This is a genomic window from Sinobaca sp. SA16-1, from assembly GCF_059510515.1.
Genome location: NZ_JCAKFL010000002.1, coordinates 233,230 through 252,642, shown reverse-complemented (window position 1 = coordinate 252,642; position 19,413 = coordinate 233,230). Strand labels below are relative to the sequence as shown.

At 42.4% G+C, this 19,413-nt stretch carries 22 protein-coding genes; 17 read left to right on the top strand and 5 right to left on the bottom strand.

Annotated elements, in window-relative coordinates; translation table 11 throughout:
* Positions 1 to 15: 15 nt before the first annotated feature.
* The 6 genes from AC5W2J_RS05375 to AC5W2J_RS05350 all read left to right on the top strand — a co-directional run bounded on the left by AC5W2J_RS05375 (position 16) and on the right by AC5W2J_RS05350 (position 6,071).
* On the top strand, positions 16 to 1,050 hold the full coding sequence (locus AC5W2J_RS05375) for a zinc-binding dehydrogenase (protein ID WP_496058461.1): 1,035 nt from the start codon (positions 16 to 18) through the stop codon (positions 1,048 to 1,050).
* Positions 1,051 to 1,244: 194 nt separating this feature from the next.
* A complete protein-coding gene (locus AC5W2J_RS05370) occupies positions 1,245 to 2,294 on the top strand; it encodes a galactitol-1-phosphate 5-dehydrogenase (protein WP_496058460.1) in 1,050 nt (349 codons plus the stop codon).
* Between the two features lie 202 nt (positions 2,295 to 2,496).
* A complete protein-coding gene (locus AC5W2J_RS05365) occupies positions 2,497 to 3,906 on the top strand; it encodes a glycoside hydrolase family 1 protein (protein ID WP_496058459.1) in 1,410 nt (469 codons plus the stop codon).
* A gap of 72 nt (positions 3,907 to 3,978) precedes the next feature.
* Positions 3,979 to 4,686 (top strand): GntR family transcriptional regulator, encoded by a 708-nt coding sequence (locus tag AC5W2J_RS05360; RefSeq protein ID WP_496058458.1) that lies wholly within the window; start codon positions 3,979 to 3,981, stop codon positions 4,684 to 4,686.
* 203 nt (positions 4,687 to 4,889) lie between these two features.
* A complete protein-coding gene (locus AC5W2J_RS05355; protein WP_496058457.1) occupies positions 4,890 to 5,075 on the top strand; it encodes a hypothetical protein in 186 nt (61 codons plus the stop codon).
* A 189-nt stretch (positions 5,076 to 5,264) separates the two neighbouring features.
* Positions 5,265 to 6,071: a SurA N-terminal domain-containing protein gene (locus AC5W2J_RS05350; RefSeq protein WP_496058456.1), complete on the top strand. Its 807-nt coding sequence runs from the start codon at positions 5,265 to 5,267 to the stop codon at positions 6,069 to 6,071.
* Between the two features lie 51 nt (positions 6,072 to 6,122).
* Here AC5W2J_RS05350 and AC5W2J_RS05345 read toward each other — a convergent pair whose 3' ends face one another.
* From AC5W2J_RS05345 to AC5W2J_RS05335, 3 genes are all read right to left on the bottom strand, one after another.
* The gene (locus AC5W2J_RS05345) at positions 6,123 to 6,746 is read right to left on the bottom strand and encodes a CHRD domain-containing protein (protein WP_496058455.1); all 624 of its coding nucleotides are present in this window, start codon (positions 6,744 to 6,746) and stop codon (positions 6,123 to 6,125) included.
* Positions 6,747 to 6,914: 168 nt separating this feature from the next.
* Positions 6,915 to 7,223 (bottom strand): hypothetical protein, encoded by a 309-nt coding sequence (locus AC5W2J_RS05340; RefSeq protein WP_496058454.1) that lies wholly within the window; start codon positions 7,221 to 7,223, stop codon positions 6,915 to 6,917.
* A gap of 118 nt (positions 7,224 to 7,341) precedes the next feature.
* On the bottom strand, positions 7,342 to 7,662 hold the full coding sequence (locus tag AC5W2J_RS05335) for a hypothetical protein (RefSeq protein ID WP_496058453.1): 321 nt from the start codon (positions 7,660 to 7,662) through the stop codon (positions 7,342 to 7,344).
* A gap of 156 nt (positions 7,663 to 7,818) precedes the next feature.
* On the opposite strand from AC5W2J_RS05335, the gene AC5W2J_RS05330 reads away from it, so the two are divergent.
* The 5 genes from AC5W2J_RS05330 to AC5W2J_RS05310 all read left to right on the top strand — a co-directional run bounded on the left by AC5W2J_RS05330 (position 7,819) and on the right by AC5W2J_RS05310 (position 13,982).
* Positions 7,819 to 8,841: a zinc-dependent alcohol dehydrogenase family protein gene (locus AC5W2J_RS05330; protein WP_496058452.1), complete on the top strand. Its 1,023-nt coding sequence runs from the start codon at positions 7,819 to 7,821 to the stop codon at positions 8,839 to 8,841.
* A 21-nt stretch (positions 8,842 to 8,862) separates the two neighbouring features.
* On the top strand, positions 8,863 to 9,930 hold the full coding sequence (locus AC5W2J_RS05325; protein WP_496058451.1) for an aldo/keto reductase: 1,068 nt from the start codon (positions 8,863 to 8,865) through the stop codon (positions 9,928 to 9,930).
* Positions 9,931 to 10,258: 328 nt separating this feature from the next.
* Entirely contained in the window at positions 10,259 to 11,164 is a 906-nt protein-coding gene (locus AC5W2J_RS05320; RefSeq protein ID WP_496058450.1) for a universal stress protein, read from the top strand.
* Between the two features lie 261 nt (positions 11,165 to 11,425).
* Positions 11,426 to 12,739 carry a hemolysin family protein gene (locus tag AC5W2J_RS05315; RefSeq protein WP_496058449.1) on the top strand — a complete coding sequence of 438 codons (1,314 nt, stop codon included), beginning with the start codon at positions 11,426 to 11,428 and terminating at the stop codon, positions 12,737 to 12,739.
* Between the two features lie 139 nt (positions 12,740 to 12,878).
* Positions 12,879 to 13,982, top strand: a complete 1,104-nt coding sequence (locus AC5W2J_RS05310; protein ID WP_496058448.1) for a CapA family protein — start codon at positions 12,879 to 12,881, stop codon at positions 13,980 to 13,982.
* A 234-nt stretch (positions 13,983 to 14,216) separates the two neighbouring features.
* Here the strand turns inward: AC5W2J_RS05310 and AC5W2J_RS05305 are convergent, their stop codons facing one another.
* Positions 14,217 to 14,432 carry a DUF6366 family protein gene (locus tag AC5W2J_RS05305; protein WP_496058447.1) on the bottom strand — a complete coding sequence of 72 codons (216 nt, stop codon included), beginning with the start codon at positions 14,430 to 14,432 and terminating at the stop codon, positions 14,217 to 14,219.
* 177 nt (positions 14,433 to 14,609) lie between these two features.
* Between AC5W2J_RS05305 and AC5W2J_RS05300 the strand changes: the two genes are divergently transcribed.
* The 4 genes from AC5W2J_RS05300 to AC5W2J_RS05285 all read left to right on the top strand — a co-directional run bounded on the left by AC5W2J_RS05300 (position 14,610) and on the right by AC5W2J_RS05285 (position 17,734).
* The gene (locus tag AC5W2J_RS05300) at positions 14,610 to 14,888 is read left to right on the top strand and encodes a SunI/YnzG family protein (protein WP_496058446.1); all 279 of its coding nucleotides are present in this window, start codon (positions 14,610 to 14,612) and stop codon (positions 14,886 to 14,888) included.
* Positions 14,889 to 14,963: 75 nt separating this feature from the next.
* The gene (locus AC5W2J_RS05295; RefSeq protein WP_496058445.1) at positions 14,964 to 15,638 is read left to right on the top strand and encodes an AIM24 family protein; all 675 of its coding nucleotides are present in this window, start codon (positions 14,964 to 14,966) and stop codon (positions 15,636 to 15,638) included.
* A 282-nt stretch (positions 15,639 to 15,920) separates the two neighbouring features.
* Complete coding sequence (locus tag AC5W2J_RS05290; RefSeq protein WP_496058444.1) at positions 15,921 to 16,646, top strand: ABC transporter ATP-binding protein; 726 nt, start codon at positions 15,921 to 15,923, stop codon at positions 16,644 to 16,646.
* The gene (locus tag AC5W2J_RS05285; RefSeq protein WP_496058936.1) at positions 16,646 to 17,734 is read left to right on the top strand and encodes an ABC transporter permease; all 1,089 of its coding nucleotides are present in this window, start codon (positions 16,646 to 16,648) and stop codon (positions 17,732 to 17,734) included. Before AC5W2J_RS05290 ends, AC5W2J_RS05285 begins: the two co-directional genes overlap by 1 nt.
* 179 nt (positions 17,735 to 17,913) lie before the next feature.
* On the opposite strand, the gene AC5W2J_RS05280 is transcribed toward AC5W2J_RS05285, so the two are convergent.
* A complete protein-coding gene (locus AC5W2J_RS05280) occupies positions 17,914 to 18,432 on the bottom strand; it encodes a hypothetical protein (RefSeq protein WP_496058443.1) in 519 nt (172 codons plus the stop codon).
* Positions 18,433 to 18,609: 177 nt separating this feature from the next.
* Here AC5W2J_RS05280 and AC5W2J_RS05275 point away from each other — a divergent pair, with 177 nt between their 5' ends.
* Together AC5W2J_RS05275 and AC5W2J_RS05270 are read left to right on the top strand one after the other, a co-directional pair.
* A complete protein-coding gene (locus AC5W2J_RS05275) occupies positions 18,610 to 18,903 on the top strand; it encodes a hypothetical protein (protein ID WP_496058442.1) in 294 nt (97 codons plus the stop codon).
* 140 nt (positions 18,904 to 19,043) lie between these two features.
* Positions 19,044 to 19,307, top strand: a complete 264-nt coding sequence (locus tag AC5W2J_RS05270) for a hypothetical protein (RefSeq protein ID WP_496058441.1) — start codon at positions 19,044 to 19,046, stop codon at positions 19,305 to 19,307.
* Positions 19,308 to 19,413 lie beyond the last annotated feature (106 nt).

Genomic DNA, 19,413 nt, shown 5'->3' with positions numbered 1-19,413 from the left:
GAGTGGAAAATATCTATGAAATCATTAGTAAAAACAGAACTGGGATTCGGAAACCTCGAAATTCAGGATAGAGATGAACCACAGGCAGGCCCCGGCGAAGTAAAAATCAAAGTGCACTATGCCGGTGTATGCGGTTCGGATATTCATACGTATGAAGGTCATTATAAAGTAGCTGTGCCCGTGACGCTCGGGCATGAATTTTCCGGCGAAGTCGTGGAGGTGGGCGAAGGTGTGACGGAATTCTCAGCCGGCGACCGTGTGACATCGGAAACCACCTTTTATATCTGCGGAGAGTGTGAGTACTGCCAGTCCGGGGATTACAACCTCTGCAATCACCGGAAAGGACTCGGCACGCAGCAGGACGGCGGTTTCGCTGAATTTTTAGTAGCGCGCAAAGACAGTGTGCATCATATTCCAGATGGAGTAGATGATAAATCAGCCGCTATGACTGAACCGCTAGCCTGCACCCACCATGCGGTAGCAAAAACAGAGATAAACCAGGGAGATATCGTAGTAGTTATTGGACCCGGACCCATCGGTCTTTTCACAGCTCAGGTAGCGAAAAGCCGTGGCGCCACGGTACTTATTACCGGACTTACAAACGATAAAGTAAGATTGGATAAAGCAAGTGAACTTGGCATAGACTATGCGGTAGACACCCAGAAACAGGATATTAAGCAGCTGGTTAACGAATTAACTAATGGATATGGCGCAGACGTTGTATTTGAATGCTCCGGTGCCGCGCCGGCCGCCAAGCAGGGACTTGATCTGCTTCGCAAAAAAGGCCAGTACGGCCAGGTTGGTATCTTCGCAAACCCAGAAGTGTCCTTTGATCTGGAGAAAATTATCCAAAAAGAAATACGGGTAGTTGGCAGCAGAAGCCAAAAGCCGGAAGACTGGGAGCCTTCTCTTGAACTGATGAACAATGGAAGCGTAGATGCCAAGTCGATGGTGACGCATGAATTTCCAATTACACAGTGGAAAGAAGCCTACGATGCTATTAAAAGCGGAGAAGCCATTAAAGTACTGCTTACTCCTATAAACGATTAATATGAAATAAGAAAGGAAGATAAATATGGCCGATACATTTCTTGAATATATGTTGGGATCCTTCAGAGGCATCAGCGAATTTTACTTTGAATACCAGATCATTTTTAATACCATCATCGTTTTATTTTTCCTTTATCAGCTCTTTTTCCATAAAAAACAAGATGAATCCACAAGCTGAGAAGGAGGAATAAAAAATGAAGGCATTAAATTTATATGGTGTCCAGGATATTCGCTGTGAAGAGACCAGTGAGCCTGTCATTACGGCTCCGGAAGATGTAATTATTAAAGTTAAGGCTGCTGGAATCTGCGGCTCTGATATCTCAAGATTCAATAAACTCGGGCCATATATAGATGGAATGACATTTGGACACGAATTCGCAGGCGAGGTCGTTGAAGTCGGCTCCAGTGTAAAGCGGGTAGTTAAAGGCGATAAAGTCGCCGGCTGCCCCGCTTTTTACTGCGGTGTGTGCATCAGCTGTCAAAAAGGAGAATTCTCCCAGTGCGAAAAGCTCACAGTTATTGGAGCCAGGCACCCCGGATCCTATGCGGAAAAAGTAAAACTGCCGGAGGAAAATGTCATTAGAATTTCTGAGAATGTTGATTTTGACACGGCCGCTCTATTGGAACCGGCGGCCGTTGTAGCGCACGGGTTTTATAAAACAAGCATAAAACCGGGCGATACGGTGGCTGTCATGGGGTGTGGAAGCATTGGGCTTTTGGCTGTACAGTGGGCGCGTATTTTCGGAGCCAAAACTATTTTTGCGATTGATATTGATGAGGCTAAACTGCAGGCTGCAAAAGAACTCGGCGCAGATGTCCTCGTTAATTCTCTTGAGGGGCCTCCTCATGAAAAGGTGCTGGAACACACGGATGGCATGGGGGTAAGTCTTGCTGTTGAGTCAGCAGGGTCTCCTATTACCTCGGCACAGATTTTCGCTCTTCCTAAAAAAGGCGGGGAAGTTGTCTTTTTGGGAATTCCTTATGCAGACATTACGATTGAACGCTTTTATTTTGAAAAGATTGTCCGCAATGAATTAAGTGTGTATGGTTCCTGGAATGGTGTATCGTCTCCTTTCCCAGGACAGGAGTGGGATGCAGCGATGTATTACATGGGAACCGGACAGATAACAAGTGGGGCGATGGTCCACCACCGCTATTCCCTGGACGAAGGCCCGCGTGTGTTTGATGATTTGATTCAACGAAAAGGCAATCATATTAAAGTGTTGTTTTATCCGGAAACGTGACGAAAAGCACTTCTCTATTACAGAGGAGTGCTTTTTTATTCGGAATAAGAACCTTATTCTTATAACGTAAAACATCCAAACAGAAGAAAATCATATTTATATCTAGCCAGATAAATGGAGAAGATATATACTAATATTATATTTGTACCTACAAATTAAATAGATACTTATAAATAAACTATATTACTAATGGAGGAAATGTATGAAATTCCCGCATGATTTTTTGTTTGGAGCAGCTTCAGCTTCTTATCAAGTGGAAGGAGCATGGGACGAAGATGGAAAAGGTCTTTCCAACTGGGATGTTTTTTCAAAAATTCCCGGGAAAACATTTAAAGGGACTAATGGGAATACAGCCGTTGACCATTATCACCGGTATAAAGAAGATATTCAGCTAATGGCTGATATGGGATTGGAGTCTTACCGTTTTTCTATATCCTGGCCGCGGATTTTTCCGAATGGAGACGGGGAAATAAACAAAAAGGGGCTGGAATTTTATAATAAGGTGATCGACGAATGCCTCTCTCACGGTATAGTACCTTTTGTTACCCTTTATCATTGGGATCTTCCCCAGGCACTTGAGAAAGTGGGAGGATGGACAAATAAAAGAACCGCAGAAGCATTTGTTGATTATGCCAAAACCTGTTTTCAATCATTTGGCGACCGGGTTAAGCATTGGATTACGTTTAACGAAATGCAGATGTTCTGTGGATTGGGGTATTTAAAAGGAGCCCATCCGCCCGGTATTCAAAATGACAAGAAAAAATATTTCCAGGCAGCTCATTACGTTTATTATGCCCATGCTAAAGCAGTGGAGGTATATAAGGAGTTAAAACAGTACGGGGAAATAGGTATTACACATGTTTTTCTTCCTGCCTACAGCGTAGACGATAAAGAAGTAAATATACAGGCAGCCAGGCATGCCAACGAATATGAAACGTATTTTTTCTATGATCCGGTACTTAAAGGAGAATACCCGCCATATGTGAAAGCCCAATTGGACGAAAACAACTGGACTCCTGAATGGACAGAAGAGGAATTATCGTGTATTCAACGAAACGCTGCCAAAAATGACTTTATTGGCCTTAATTACTATCAGCCAATTCGTGTGAAAAAAAACGAAGAGGTAAAAACAATCCAAAACCATACTAGAGAGACATCTACATTGGTGCCTGGACATCCTTCGTTTGACGGGTATTATCAAACGGTTAAGATGGAAGATAAGACGTATACAAAATGGGGATGGGAAATATCTCCTGAAGGATTTTTAACGGGTCTTCACATGCTCAAAGAGCGTTATGGTAACATTAAAATGTACGTGACCGAAAATGGGCTTGGGGATAAAGATCCTATCATTGAAGGAGAAGTAGCCGACGTTTCAAGAATTAAGTTTATTGAAGCCCACTTAAAAGTGATTAAACAAGCTATTCAAGAAGGCATTTATCTAAAAGGCTATTACGCCTGGTCGGCTACAGATCTTTTAAGCTGGCTTAATGGTTTTGAAAAACAGTACGGGTTCATTTATATAGATCATGAGAACGATTTAAACCGCCAAAAGAAACTGTCCTATTATTGGTACCAGCATGTTATTAAAACCAGAGGAGAAGAATTATAAGTCACACAACAAAGCGCCTTAACGTAGAGCTGAGGCGTTTTGTTGTATAATTAAACTGAAAAAGGAGACCTTATGGCTGCAAAATATAGAGAGATAGCAGATAAATTAGAAGCAGACATTATAAAAGGGACTTATGACCAGGCGAAAAAACTTCCTACAGAGGAAGAATTACTGCAGGCATATAAGGTGAGTAGAAATACGATACGAAAAGCCATCGAATTGTTGACCGGCCGGGGCTATGTGTATCAAGTACAGGGAAGCGGCCTTTTTTTAAGAGATCAATCATCAGCTGATTATATCCAGTTAGGCAGTCTTAGAGGGTTAACCGAGAATTTAGCGGATAAAACGGTTCGGGCAGAAGTACTGGAACTGAAGGTGATAAAAGCAGAAAAACAGGTGATGGAAAGGATGCACCTGCAGACAGAAGAATATATTTATTACGTAAAAAGACTTCGTTTGGTCGATGACGAGCCGTTTTCAATTGAAATAAGCTATTTCAGAAAAAATATAGTACCGTATTTGAATGAGGAAATTGCGGCACAATCGATTTACCGCTATTTGATTGATGACCTTCGGTTGAATATCGGCTTTGCTGACAAAGTGATCAATTGTGACAAAATAGATCATTACGAAGCGGATTTATTACAACTCACTACAGCAGATCCTGCTCTTATTATTGAAAACACGGTGTGCTTAACCAATGGAACTATTTTTGAAGTTTCTACATCGATATTTCATTATCAAAAAACAAAAATTTTAAATCGAATTGGCTTCACCTGACAATTTAAGCGTGTAATTAAATGGATTAAAGCAGTAAACAAAAAACAATTAAAAACAGGTTTCTATAATGGCTTTTCGATTTTTGACAAAAACCACAGATTACACTAAAATAGTAATAAATCGTAACTGTTCCTAAAATATGCATTTTACATACTTGTTTATTACATTAAAGGCGATAATGGATGAAAAGAAAGGACTTGCAAATGGGAAACAATACAGTTAAACATTTCATGATGAATATCCCCCGTCAGAACACAGGTGAACGCAGCCCCGGGCATACCGTTGAGATTGAACAGGAATGGCTTGATGTGATGCAGGAATTAATTGAAGATGGGATGACAAAAGAAATGTTTCAGCGTTTCATTCTGGATTTTAAAAAAAATAAGTAATGTCGAAGTCTCTTCTGTCCTGCAGAAGGGGCTTTTTTGCTTTCATAGAACCAGGAAGTGTGCTTGACTTTACTACCCGGGCTGTTAAAGCATATACCAGACAGGTGAAAAAAATACAGCTCTGACACAGTCTCAACATAAAGGAATGTCACACTCCGTGTGAGACTGATTAATAAAGGGGATATACACATGAGTAAAAAATGGATACTTACGGCATTTGCAGCCGTTTCATTATCATTAATTACAGCCTGCGGCGGAGAGTCTGAAGAAGAAGCCGGCTCAGAAAATGAAGAGGCTGCCCAGGAAGAACAGGCAGCGGAAAACGGCGAAGAGGCAGAGCAGACTGAGCAGCCGGAACAACCGGAACAACCGGAACCTAATTTAGATGATGTACCAGACGTTGTAGCTGAGGTAAACGGAGAAGAAGTGACAAAAGACGAATTTGAAGTGGCTTATACTTCAGCACTATCTATGTATTCCATGCAGGGCATGAACCTCGAAGAGCAGGATGAAAACGGGGAAATGGAAGCCGAAATGAAACAAGCGGCGGCCGATCAGCTCGTTGGACAGGAACTGCTCATTCAGGAAGCAGATGAGCGGGAATACAGCACAGACGAACAGGAAGTTGATGATTTAATTGCCGAGCAGAAAGAGCAGTTTGAATCAGAAGACCAGTACCAGCAGGCTTTAGAGGAACAAGGGTATACGGAAGATGAATTCCGTGCCGAGGTCGAACAGTCCATTAAAGTGGAACAGTTAATTGAAGAGGAATCACAGGATCTGGAAGTGACGGATGAAGAGATAGATGAAGCTGTCGCACAGGCTGAAGAACAACAGGCTGCTATGGCGGAACAGGGCGGCGAGGAAGCACCTGAAATGCCGGAACCTGACCGTGAACAGGTAGAAGAGCAGTTAGTGACACAAAAACAGGGAGAACGTGCCCAGGAGCTCATAGACGAGCTTCGTGAAGACGGAGATGTAACCGTCCATATTTAATCTTATACAGAAAAAAGGAAAGAGCAGATTGCTGCTCTTTCCTTTTTTGCATTATGCCTGTTTTTTTCTACGGATAAATAGTGCAACAGCCCCGCCGGCTAAAGCCGTCATACTCGCAAGGAAAGCGGTCATCCAGCCATCGTTACCGGTGCCGCCCATTCCTGTCTGCGGCATTTCCTCCGGCATCATCGCTGCGTCCTGCGCCTCTTCGTTAAGCTGGCCGCGAAGTTCACCGTCCGGGTAGTCTTCTGTGTGCAGATTAGCATAAATTTCTCCAGCTACAAGCCCCATGGACACTTCCTCCCATGTCATATCGCCAACTAGGTCATCTTCAGTCAGCGTACCGGCTGCTACCTCGCCGTTATAATCCATTGGTTCGTCATTTTCAAATAATAACAGTTCAACAGGTCCATCCTCTCCTTGAGCACCGCTGTGGAGGTGCCCGGCTGCCGCGTCATCCAGATGTTCGGCATGTATTGAATACATTAGTGAATCCCCATCTTCGCTTACTTCAAAATGGGCCTGACCCATTGCATCGCTTTCTACATTCATTGTTTCTTCATCAGGTGTTAATTCGACCATGAATTCCCGGCCCTCGTGATCAGCGGCAGCAGTTCCTGCAAAAGCAGTAAAAGCAAATACGGATGTTAATGGAAGTACAATTCTTTTCTTCATTTGTTCGTTCCCCTTTCGATTTTAAAAGAATAAAATGATCGATTCATATAGGGAACGAATCTAGTGAACAATTGGATCACTATTAAACAGAATTTTTTAAATCAGCAAAATATATCAAGAACTGGATATAAAAAAAGAAACCATCCGCAATGGACGGTTCCTGGTAAATTATACGTCGGGAGAACCTAGTTTCTCATGCATGTAAGACTGAATGTCTGTAAAGCTGTCTATATGAAAAGAACGCTTCGGCATGTCTGCATTCATATTCGCAATCGATGATATATCAGCGACATTTATTTCTGCCGGTTCTTTCAGCACTTCCACCTTTACACTGCTTTCTCCGGTGTACTCTTTTACATGGTCAAATGCATTGCTGATATTATCAAAATGATCTTTGGCCGGCTCAAACTCGTAAAAGTACCAGCTGTGTTCCTCATTAGTGTTCGTATTCGTGATCTCAAGTCTATATTTCGCCATGTTCATACCCCTTTTCAATAGATTAGTAAAAAAACAGTATAACAAAGAGAACGCTTCCTTTTCATCTCTCAGCTTTCTTTATTTTTAAGGAAATTCCGGGGTTTCAAATAAATAGAATTCAAATGAGAATAAAAAATCGGATTATAGTGACTGCGAAAATGATACTAAGCAGTATTGCCAGCAGAATAGTATTTCTCTTCTGAGCGGAAGTTCCCGCTTTCTCTAGCTGCGCACGGTCCTGTTTAATAAAACGTTTTGCTGTAAGGAAGGATCCGATATGAAAACCGGCGGCTAACCCAATGAGGTGTGGAAGAGGGGGGATCGATACGAGCCATAAAGAGGTCAGCATAATCGCAGAAAGACTCATAAACAGCGGCATCCAGACATAATACTTTCGTTTTTCTTCAGCAGTGAACGTAGAAGAAGAGGACTGGGTCATAGTAAACTCCTAACATAAAAAATAAATTGCAGTCATGTAAGCGTATAATAATACCGGTTTTTTTTAAAGGCCTGTTTATCAGCAAATAATGCTTTCGTTTCAACTGCCTTCCAAGTTGGGAATATGGAAAGGGTAACAACAAAGAGGAGGCAGACTATGACAGAATCTACAAATCGTGCGTTTCGGCTGCAGCAGTCCGGAAGCATTGATCAACTAAAAATGACGGAAGAAAGCCTTCCTGAAATAAGCCGCAACGAAGTACTCGTTCGTGTAAAAGCGACATCGCTGAACTATCGTGATTTAGCATTAGTTGAAGGGAACTATCCCGGTACGTTGAACGAGAATACGGTTCAGCTGTCCGACGGCGCCGGTGAAATTATAGAAGCCGGACCGGATGTGCGCCGTTTTAAAGCGGGTGACCGTGTAGCAGGTAACTTTACAAGAGAGTGGTTCAGCGGGAAACGAATGCCCGGCTATATAGAACCATACGGGTCCCATAGTGACGGCTGGCTGATGGACTACAAAGCGATTCATCCGGAAGAGCTTGTTAAACTGCCGGATCACCTGACTTATGAGCAGGGGGCGGCACTTCCATGTGCAGCCGTAACGGCATGGAATGCCTTGAACGGCCCTTCTCCGCTTGATCCTGGAGACACAGTGCTGACACTCGGAACCGGCGGCGTGTCCGTTTTTACGGTTCAACTGGCCAAAGCCCTGGGAATACAGGTCGTGTCCACGACCTCCAGCAGTTGGAAAGAAGAAAAACTGCAGGAAATGGGGTCTGATCATATTATTAACTATACCGATACGCCTGAATGGGGAAAGAAAGTAAAAGAAATGATACCAGGCGGCGTAAACCGTGTCGTCGAAGTCGTGGGGTCAGCTACGTTTCCGCAGTCTATTCAATCTGTGGCCCCGGGAGATGAAATAGCACTCATCGGTGTATTGAGTAAAACAGGCGATAATATTGATTATTACGATTTATTTGGAAAAGCATCGACAAGAACGATTATGGTCGGCAGCCGTGATATGTTTGAAGCCATGAATAAAGTCATCACTGCCCACAAGCTAAAGCCGGTTATTGATACCGTCTATCCATTCGAACAGGCACAGGAAGCGTACCATCACCTAAAAAGCCAGAATTTCTTTGGGAAGATAGTTATTTCCCACGAAAAATAAAACGATCGATGGAGGAATAATATGGAATACATTACATTAGGAAAATCTGGGCTGCGCGTTCCGAAATATATATTGGGAACCGTGCCTTTCAGCGGCACGAATGGGTTTGAAGCCACCGGAAATATTAAAGAAGAAGAAGCAAGGCGAATGGTGGATATCTCGCTGGAAGCCGGCATTAATACCTTTGATACAGCAAATCTGTATTCGAAAGGAGATGCGGAGCGGGTGCTCGGCGCGGCGATTAAAGGACGCCGGAAAGATGTTGTCCTTACTTCTAAAACGGGTTTTCATTTTGAAGATAACCCGAACGCACGCGGCGCATCGAGAATAAATCTGGAAGCATCTATTGACCAATCCCTGCAGCGTCTGGGAACGGATTACCTGGACCTTTATTTCGTACATCTCTGGGACGGACAAACGCCGATAGAAGAAACGGTTCAGGCAATGACGGACCTGGTGAAATCCGGGAAAATCAGGTACTGGGGTGTTTCCAATTACAGCGGCTGGGCGTTGGCGAAAACGGTCACCTATGCGGAACAGGCAGGGCTTATTCCGCCGGTCTGCCAGCAGATATACTACAGTCCGGAAGCCAGGGAAGCCGAATATGAACTGCTTCCGGCCGGCAGTGAACTCGGCGTAGGTTCGATGATCTGGAGTCCGCTCGGGGAAGGCCTGCTTAATGGTAAGATCAGCCGTCACCAAGAAGCTCCCAAAAACACAAGACAGGGAGAAGGCTGGCCGGAGCCGTGGGTTATGGATCAGGAACGGTTGTATAACGTGATTGATACCCTGCAGGAAGCAGCTGACCATCATAATGCGAGCGTGCCGCAGATTGCTCTTTCCTGGGTAAGGGATCGGCCCAATGTCGGTCCGATCGTTATTGCTGCTAGAAACGAAAAGCAGCTGTGCGAAAATATCGCTTCTTTCGACATTGTGCTGTCCAAAGAAGAAGCAGAAAAAATTGAAGCAGCCGCGCGGCCGGCCCCGATATATCCATTGTGGCACCGCGCGATGAGTGCTTTTGAACAGGCGTCGCCTTCCGAAAAAACGTATCTGGAAGGATATAAAAAAACCCTGGGCATTGAATAGCAGCAAAAGAAAAAGACAAAAACCATATATTTTAATAAAAAAGCTTGTACAGGGCTCGTTTTCCATAGGGCGAGACGCCGTCTATATCTTTACCTATGGCTGTTTATTTCTTTATTCCATGTGTTCTCTTGAAAAGGAAACGGTGGAATGCGTAGATAAACTAGACAAAACGATTTCCAGACAATCCAGACAAAGCCTTGAAGGACATCTTCAGGGCTTTTTTGCTGTGCCCATAAAAATAGGCTTCCGGTGTGAGACACATCACATTGAAAAAGCACTATTCTTATTATAATAGGAGTAACAAATATGGGTAAAGCTGGTGAGAAAGGTGGAACGATATAAACGAATTCTGGTTGCAACAGACGGTTCAAGCCAGGCGGAGACGGCTCTAAAACGTGCAATTTATTTAGCAGCTCAGTACGACAGCCGGCTGCACATCTGCCACGTAGTGGAAAGCAAAGAATACAGCAGGGTACCTGTCTACCGCGAAGAAATGAAACAGGCTGCTGTGGAAACTGGATTGGACATTTTAAGGGAAAGCGAAAAACAGGCAGAAGCCGCCGGTCTGAAAAATATAATAACGATCATGAAACAGGGGGTCTCCCCACATAAAAAGATAGCAAAAGAAATACTGCCGCTGTACAGCGTGGATCTCGCAGTAACAGGCGCCTCCGGCCTGGGTCCTTTGGAAAGTTATGTACTTGGAAGCGTTTCAGCCGGTCTCGTGCACCATGCCGACTGCGATGTACTGGTCGTCAAAAATAAAGAGACAGCTAAAAAATATCAGCGCATTCTTATCGCCATAGATGAATCATCGATGGCTGTTAATGCATTCACAGCAGGTCTGGACCTCGCGGAGAAACATGGAGCGGATATAACAGCAGTGCATGTGCTTCATACCCCTTTAGTGCATTCTCTCGAGCAGCTTCAAGAAAATATTCAGGATGTGTACATGAGAAACGGGGAACTGCTGCTGGAAAAGTATAAGCAGCTGGCGGCTGCTAAAGGAGTAGAAGATATGACGATTACGCTGGAATATGGTTCCCCGAAGCATATTATTCCGAAAGAATTGGCTCCGCGCTTTCAAGCGGACCTGATAATTGCCGGTGCTCTTGGAGCCGGGGAAGAAAGAGGAATCCGCCTCGGAAGTGTTTCAGAAGGCATCGTCCGCAGAGCCGGCTGCGATATCCTGGTCGTCCGTCCAAGGTTTATCATGCCCCTTGAAAACCAGTGACATTATAATGTCATACAATATTTACAAACGTTTATCTTTCTTTTTCCTATAGATGTGGTATATTTAATCTACTTTATGAAAAGGCAGGTATTGGCTGACATGTAAAATATCCTCGAATAACAGTACGTTCGAAGATTATGTGTTTTCTCTTTTTCCATAAAAAGAGGCTGGCTCCTGCATCGGAGATAAACTGATTCATCCCGCCGGGGACGGAACCGGTGGAAAAAATACGGAGGTGAATCCCTTTTTTAAAGGGACTATTTGGACATTATACTGATTATGAATTTGTTGTTAGTGGTTATATTGATAGGTTTGACCGCCTTTTTTGTAGGCTCGGAATTTGCAGTGGTTAAAGTACGGATGTCGCGGCTGGATCAGCTCGTTGCCGAAGGAAATAAGAAAGCAGACAAGGCTAAAAAAGTAGCGGAAAAGCTCGACTATTATTTGTCAGCCTGTCAGCTTGGCATTACCGTAACGGCCCTTGGACTCGGTTGGCTTGGGAAGCCGACTGTAGAACGTCTGCTGTACCCTTTATTTGACAGCCTGGGAACTGCACAGGCATTGGCTACGATCATTTCTTTTATCATCGCCTTTTCTGTTGTGACCTTCCTGCACGTGGTAATTGGAGAGCTGGCACCGAAAACGCTGGCGATTCAATACGCTGAGAAGATGACACTCCTGCTCGCTCCGCCGCTGTATTGGTTTGGTAAGCTGATGTTCCCATTTATCTGGACGTTAAACGGTTCAGCACGCTTGTTTCTGCGCATGTTTGGAGTGGAACCGGCAGGCCATGATCAGGCCCACTCGGAAGAAGAGCTTAAAATTATTATGACCCAGAGCTTTCAGAGCGGGGAAATTAACAAAACGGAATTGCAGTATATGGAAAATATATTTGCATTTGATGAACGTTCCGCCCGGGATATTATGATTCCCCGAACCGACATGAACACGCTTCGGGTTGATATGAATCAGGAAGAAATGCTGGAAGTTTTTCATGAACACGAGCACACCCGTTATCCGGTAACCGAAGATGGTGACAAAGATAATGTGATCGGCTTTGTAAACGTCAAGAAAATCCTAATTGATTATGTAGCAGGACGCCGTATTATTTTGAAAGATTACATGCAGAGCCTCCCGGTCATGCCGGAGCACGCTGCTATACAGGACGTACTTGTGCATATGAAAAAAGAACGGGTACACATGGCCCTGCTTCTTGATGAATACGGAGGAAGTGCCGGCCTTGTAACCATGGAAGATATATTAGAAGAAATTGTCGGTGAAATCCGCGACGAATTTGATACAGAAGAAGTTTCCGATATCCAAAAAGTCGAAGAAGGACTGTACCATATTAATGGGCGGACCCTGCTGGATGATATTGAAAAGCAGCTGGGTATAACTTTTTCGAATGAAGAAGATATTGACACTATCGGCGGCTGGCTTCAAATGAACAATATACCGCTCGAACCGAATAAAGTCGTGGAGCGGGACGGAAGACGATGGAAAATACTGGACACAGACCATCATCAAATTAAGCAGGTCTCCCTGCAGTTTGGCAGTACGCAGCAAGTTATATAATAAAGAAGTTCCCGTTATGCATCCGCATGACGGGGCTTTTTTGTGTTGAAAATAATGGATAAGCTAATTTATTGTTAGAATATTAGTAATATTATGGTATATTTATTATACAACTACCATTTAAATAAAGGGGGATGTCATGCGCTTAGTGACTGTTGGGTGTATTGGTGCTGTTATTTTGGTTTCGGGCTGTGCGAATGAGGAAGTACAGGAGGAGGATCAGGAGACGAGTATTGCTCAGGAGGAGCAGGTGCAGGCAGAAACAAATGAAACCTCTATTATTACGATCGGAGCTGCCGGAGATGTGCTGCTGCATGGCAGGGTGTATGAAAGAATGGAAGAAAACGGCGAATATGATTTTACGCCGGCTTTGGAGAACGTTACTCCGCTGCTGGAAGAACCGGACTTTACGATCATCAATCAGGAATCCATTCCCGGGGGAGAAGAAATGGGGTTATCAACGTATCCGTCTTTTAACAGTCCATACGCTATTGTAGATGCACTGCAGGAAGCAGGAGTGGATATGGTTTCAGGTGCTAACAATCATACAATGGACCGGGGGATGGAAGCGATCCATAACGCAACCAGCTATTATGAAGAAGCCGGAATGGATTATGTGGGCGTATATAAAGATGAGGAAGACGCCGCGGCACCGAGAATTGTGTCGGTGGATGGTATTGATATAGGCATGCTTTCCTATACTTATGGGTTGAACGGTTATACCGTGCCAGATGGCCATGAGTATGCCGTGCAGGTGATTGACCAGGAAGTGATACAAGAAGATGTCAGCGAAATAAAAGACGAGGTGGATGTTCTAATGGTGAATATGCACTGGGGAGCCGAATACGAAAGACTGCCTAATGACGAGCAGAAAGAATTAGCTGCCTTTCTTGCAGATGAAGGAGTAGATGTAGTCATCGGCCATCACCCGCATGTGCTGCAGCCGATGGAATGGGTCGAAGGAGAAGATGGGCAGGAGATGCTCGTCTATTATTCTCTCGGCAATTTCTATTCCGGGCAGAACTTTGAATATACAGATACCGGCGGTGTCGCGACCTTCCAAGTAGAAAAAGCGGAAGACGAGGTAGTCATATCAGAGCCGAATATGGAGTTTACCCAGGTCATAGAGGGGCCCGAAGATAAATTTATTGTCGTGCCGATGGCGGAAACAGAACATCCGCCCGTTGGAGGCGAAACGGAGCAGGAGCTGCGGGACCACGTCTACCAGTGGATAGATGAATAAATAGTGTGGGTGATTTTTTATTTGTTATGGATTAAAGAAACCCTACGGTTGTAAAAATAGGTAAAACTATAATGAATAGGCAGAGTAACGGACATACCAATAAGGGTGTGTACTATGTTTTCCTGAAAAAGAGCCAATGCTATAAATAGGAAAGCTGTTAGCTGGATAACAGCTTTTTTATTTTATCGGGATTATTTATTAAGAATGGCACCTTTGCAGGACTGCCGATATTTTTCAATAAAAAATGCTGTAAAGCAAAAAGCCAACAATGATAACCACAAGTAAAAAAGCGGTACTTTTCCACCCCGGGCTGTTCGCCACCCTGCCGAATCCGCCGGCCTGCGTGTGATCGGATGCATCCTTGAAATTCCCACCCGCATTTCCCGTTCTTTCTTTATGCTTCAATTCTTCCCGCTGGTGCTCTGGTTTTTTTGCAGAGATTATTCTCACCCTTTTAGTCAGTATAGTCTAATAGATAAACAAGATCTTTGGTTAGAAGGATAACGTAAAGTAGAGGGAAATGTAAATGGATTACCAAACAGATAATGGATGAATTATGATAGTTTTGGATTTATACTGTAAAATATGGTAATTTATAAGGGGAACAAGCAGGAAAGGGTGTCTGTTATGATGGGGATCAGCGTCAGCAAAAAAGACAGCGATTTAGTGATTAAGTGGCAGTTGTCCAAAACGACTATTCCGATTCATGAAATCACATCCATCACACAAGATGATACGTATGGCGGTGAAGACAAAGAAGCGGTGCGCATCGGTACGCCGTATGGAACAACAGACCGATTGGTTATTCACACAGAAAAGCGGACCTATCTCCTCTTTACGACAAATATTCATTCTATTTCAAAAAAAGTAGAGGATTATAGTGGCATGAGGATGCATACAACATAAATTACATAGTGATTGTAAATCATTCAGGCCGGGAGCATGCGTATCCGATTTTAACTATTTAAAGGAGCGGACAGGATGAACAGCTATTCGATAGATGAATTCATAAATAAAACACAGCCTAAATCGAGGCCGACAGAGGTATTTGGCATGCAGTCGGAGCGGGTATTGGAAGTAAATCTGGCAGGTGATGTCTGGGCGAAAATTGGTGCGATGGCCGGTTATACCGGTAATATAGTATTTGAGCGGGAACGGGCATTTGAGCACGGCATGGAGCGGGCACTCAAAAAAACATTCACTGCAGAAGGCCAGGATCTGATGAAAGCCTCAGGGCGCGGGCGTCTATTCTTGGCAGATCAGGGGAAACGTATTACGATTCTGGATTTAAACAACCAGCGTCTAACTGTAAATGGAAATGATCTGCTCGCATTTGAACCGTCTGTGGAATGGAACATTGAAATGATGAAAAAAGCCGCCGGGATGATGTCAAGCGGGCTGTTTAATATTACGCTGCACGGCCAGGGGAAAATTGCGATTACTACGTATTTTGAGCCAATGACGCTCCCGGTCTATGAAGGTGAACCGGTATATACTGATCCATCTGCTACGGTCGCATGGTCCGGCAATGTAAAACCGGAATTCCATACTGATATGAACTACCGCACTTTTCTCGGAAGAGGCAGCGGGGAATCCATTCAAATGAAATTTGCAGGAGATGGATTTGTGATTATCCAGCCGGGAGGAACTAAGTGATACGGAATATTTTGGTCTATTTACTTGTTTTTATCGTAGTGTATATTATTGTTAGTTACTTTTTTTAATGAGTTAAAAATCATGTTTTAGGGTTACCTCTGTCAGATTTTCCTTCTATGGTAATGATGCCGCACTGCCGGCGCTCCATTCATTATGATGTAGAAGGTTTTTTTATTATCTATTTGTATAAAAGATCCATTTTATACTTGAACTACCAAACTAAGAATGTATAATCTAAATACTATCTATAATAGATTCTATTTTTATATACGGAGGCAGCGCATGAAAAATGTTATTGCTTATTTAAAAGGGGCATATAAGTCATTTGATAAGCAAAATGTTTTGAGTGATATCAATCTTAATCTGGAAGAAGGTTCTATATTAGGACTTATTGGACCAAGCGGATCGGGAAAAACGACGTTAATAAGATGTTGGATTGGCATAGAGCGTTTGGATAAGGGAGAAGCATCTTTATTTAATAGGCGAGTCCCCAACCGTCAAGTATTAAATAGGATTGGCTATATGGGTCAGAATACTGCCCTATATGAAGGATTAAGCGCGCGCGAAAACCTCATATTTTTTGGCAATCTAATGGGGCTGTCAGGTGAGAAATTAGAAGCCTCCATTTCTGAGAAGATGAAACTTGTTCAGTTGGAAGAGAAAATCAATACAATCGTCTCTACTTTTTCAAGCGGAATGAAACGACGGTTATCCCTGGCGGTGACCCTTCTATCTGATCCGGATATTATCATTTTAGATGAGCCTACAGTAGGAATTGATCCTGTATTAAAAGTTGATGTGTGGACGCAGTTAAAAGTCCTATCAAACCAAGGCAAATCGATTATTATGACTACGCATATTATGGATGAAGCCGAAAAGTGTGATTATGTAGGATTGATTATCGAGGGCCGGCTGTTTGCAATAGGCACGCCAGAAGAGTTAAAAACAAAGTTTAATGCAGATTCTATCGAAGACGTATTCATAAAAGCGGAGGTGAGTAAGAAATAATAAGATACAGAGCTATAAGTATAAGAGTGGTTAAAGAGTTGTTAAGAGACAAGCGTACACTCGCACTTATGTTTTTGGCTCCGCTTATTGTATCTACCTTAATGTATTTGATCTTTGATACGAGCAATGAAACTAATCTTGTTGTAGGATTTGAAGACGATGTTCCGCAGAGTATTATCAATGCCCTGCCTTCTGACGAGGTTCATATTCACACGTACGACGATAGTGTGACCAAAAAAGATGTCATTGAAGAGAATCAATTAGACGTTTTTATTGGAATGAATGAGTCCACATTGGTAGTGACATATCCAAATGAAGATCCGGGTAAGACGGCCGCTGCCAAGCAGGTATTAAACAGTGCAATTCAAGAAATGAAGGTAAAAGAATTATCGGAAACGGGTCAGCAGGTACCGCCTAATACCGAACGGACTGTTCCAGAGAACGAGTTGAATATTGATAATAATTATTTATATGGAAATGTAAACAGCACATTTTTTGATAAAATTTTCCCCATACTAATTGGATTTTTTGTTTTCTTCTTTGTTTTTCTTATTTCAGGCATCGCTTTGTTAAGAGAACGAACCAAAGGAACTCTGGAACGATTGTTAGCGACGTCTGTTAGACGGAATGAAATAGTATTTGGTTATTTAACGGGCTACGGAGTATTCGCTGTTCTACAAACTCTAATTATAGTTTTTTATTCTATCTATTTACTCCAAATAGAAATAGCAGGAAATATTTTGTGGGTGCTGTTAATCAATATCCTGCTTGCACTGGCAGCCTTAACGATAGGGATATTCATATCAACGTTTGCTAATTCAGAATTTCAAATGGTACAGTTTATTCCACTGGTGGTGATACCACAGATTTTTTTCTCAGGAATTATTCCTTTGGATAATCTTGCAGACTGGATCAGTGTCATTGGCTATTTGCTCCCACTGAGATACGCAGGAGATGCTCTTACAAATATCATCATTAAGGGGCAGGGTTTTGAATATATATGGTTTGATGCAAGTATCTTATTTCTGTTTATTGTTGGTTTTACTACGTTGAATATTATTGGATTAAAAAGGTATCGAAAAGTATAAATGAACAGCCCGAAGAAGGAACTGTCCTAAAGACAACTCCTTCTTTTTATTTCAATAATAGTTTATAATTGGGAAAGTAAACAGGGTGATCACGATGAGTGAATTCTGCTGTCCCTAAGACGGTGGACGACAAAAAAAGCAGCACATATGAATATGCGCTGCCGCAGAAGAAGCAAAATTTAGATATCTTCCCATACGATAGAAGTGGAGGTTATTTTTTCCACATCTACTTTAACGTCATTTCCATTATTTAGTGATAAATTCCGGTAGGACAATAAAGCCGGAGGAAGGTTGTGTTTTTTTAGATACACAGCTGGGTCAAATATGAGCTCAATGCTTAAAGGAACGTGGTGATCATACACAAACCTCCCTTGTCTTTTTTTTATTTTTTTATCATCTGCGCCAGTAATATCTTCTATTATTTTACCGTTTGTTCTCGTACTTATCACGGTATCGATGGCTACTTTTACTTCATTGTCTTTTTCTTCGATATCTTTAATAGAGAACTGGTCGGTTAATGTGTCATATAGGAATGCAGTTACTTTGGATTCCTCATGTGTATTAATAAGAAAGCTTGTCTGCACGCCTTCTAATGAATTATCCGGAAAAATTTCTTTTAAATACCGTTCCAGTAAATTAGCTAACTTTACTTCTCCTTCATAGTTACTGATGAATTTTGATAATGAGGTCTGTGTCATAGAAAAACTCCCTTTTTATAATAATGGTGTATTTTTCAAAAACTGCTTTACAGGTTTTCTTTATCGTGAACTTATATCATTATTACTAGTACTATTAACATATTCGTGGTTTGGTAAACATCGGTTAGGCGGAGAGTAAGAAATGAAAGAAAACAAGACATAGGCGGGGAGGCCGTTATGATAGAACACTATACAAAAAAAGGAAAAGCAAATGTATGGAAAGGAAGAGAAGCAGTGGGCGGGACGTTATACGCAACTCCGGATCAACTTGTTCATGTTCCCCACAAAATAAATATACAAAAGGAAGTACATAAGGTAGACCTGTTACAGATAGATTATGTTACGCTGTCGAATTCTTTATTTTTTGTGCCTAATGGGCTGTCCATTCATCTTAAAGACGGCAGTAAAGTGAAGTACGTGCTTGACGGACGGACGAGCTGGAAAGAAGAAATAGAGTACCGCATGCGGTAAATAAACCCGCAAAAAACCCTCCCATCTCAAGATGATATTTATTCTTGGATTGAAGGGTTTTTATATGGCATGACGACTGATTATTTATTAAGAATGGAAATGAAACCGGGTGGAACTTATTCGATGAAGGAGAGCTTTGTATGGAAAATGTCATTATAGTTCTTTTGTTTGCAGTTATTATTTACTTGTTAACCCGTATGAATACGTTAGAAAGGCGTATAAAACAGATGCAGAGTATATTAAATAGAGTTGGCGAGAAAGTAGGAATTTCTGAAGATCCATTGGATGATGAACTGCGCCGTTTGATAAAAGAAGGAAATGACATTAAAGCGATAAAAACAGCCAGAGAAAAATTGGGACTATCTTTAATCGAAGGAAAACAATATATTGATAATCTTAAATAATAAAACCCTGTTCAATCCAGCAATGCATACATGAAAGAAAATGATTTCCAAAATAAGAAAACAAAAATACATTGACTTAAATTAATGTAAGCGCTATCATTAATGT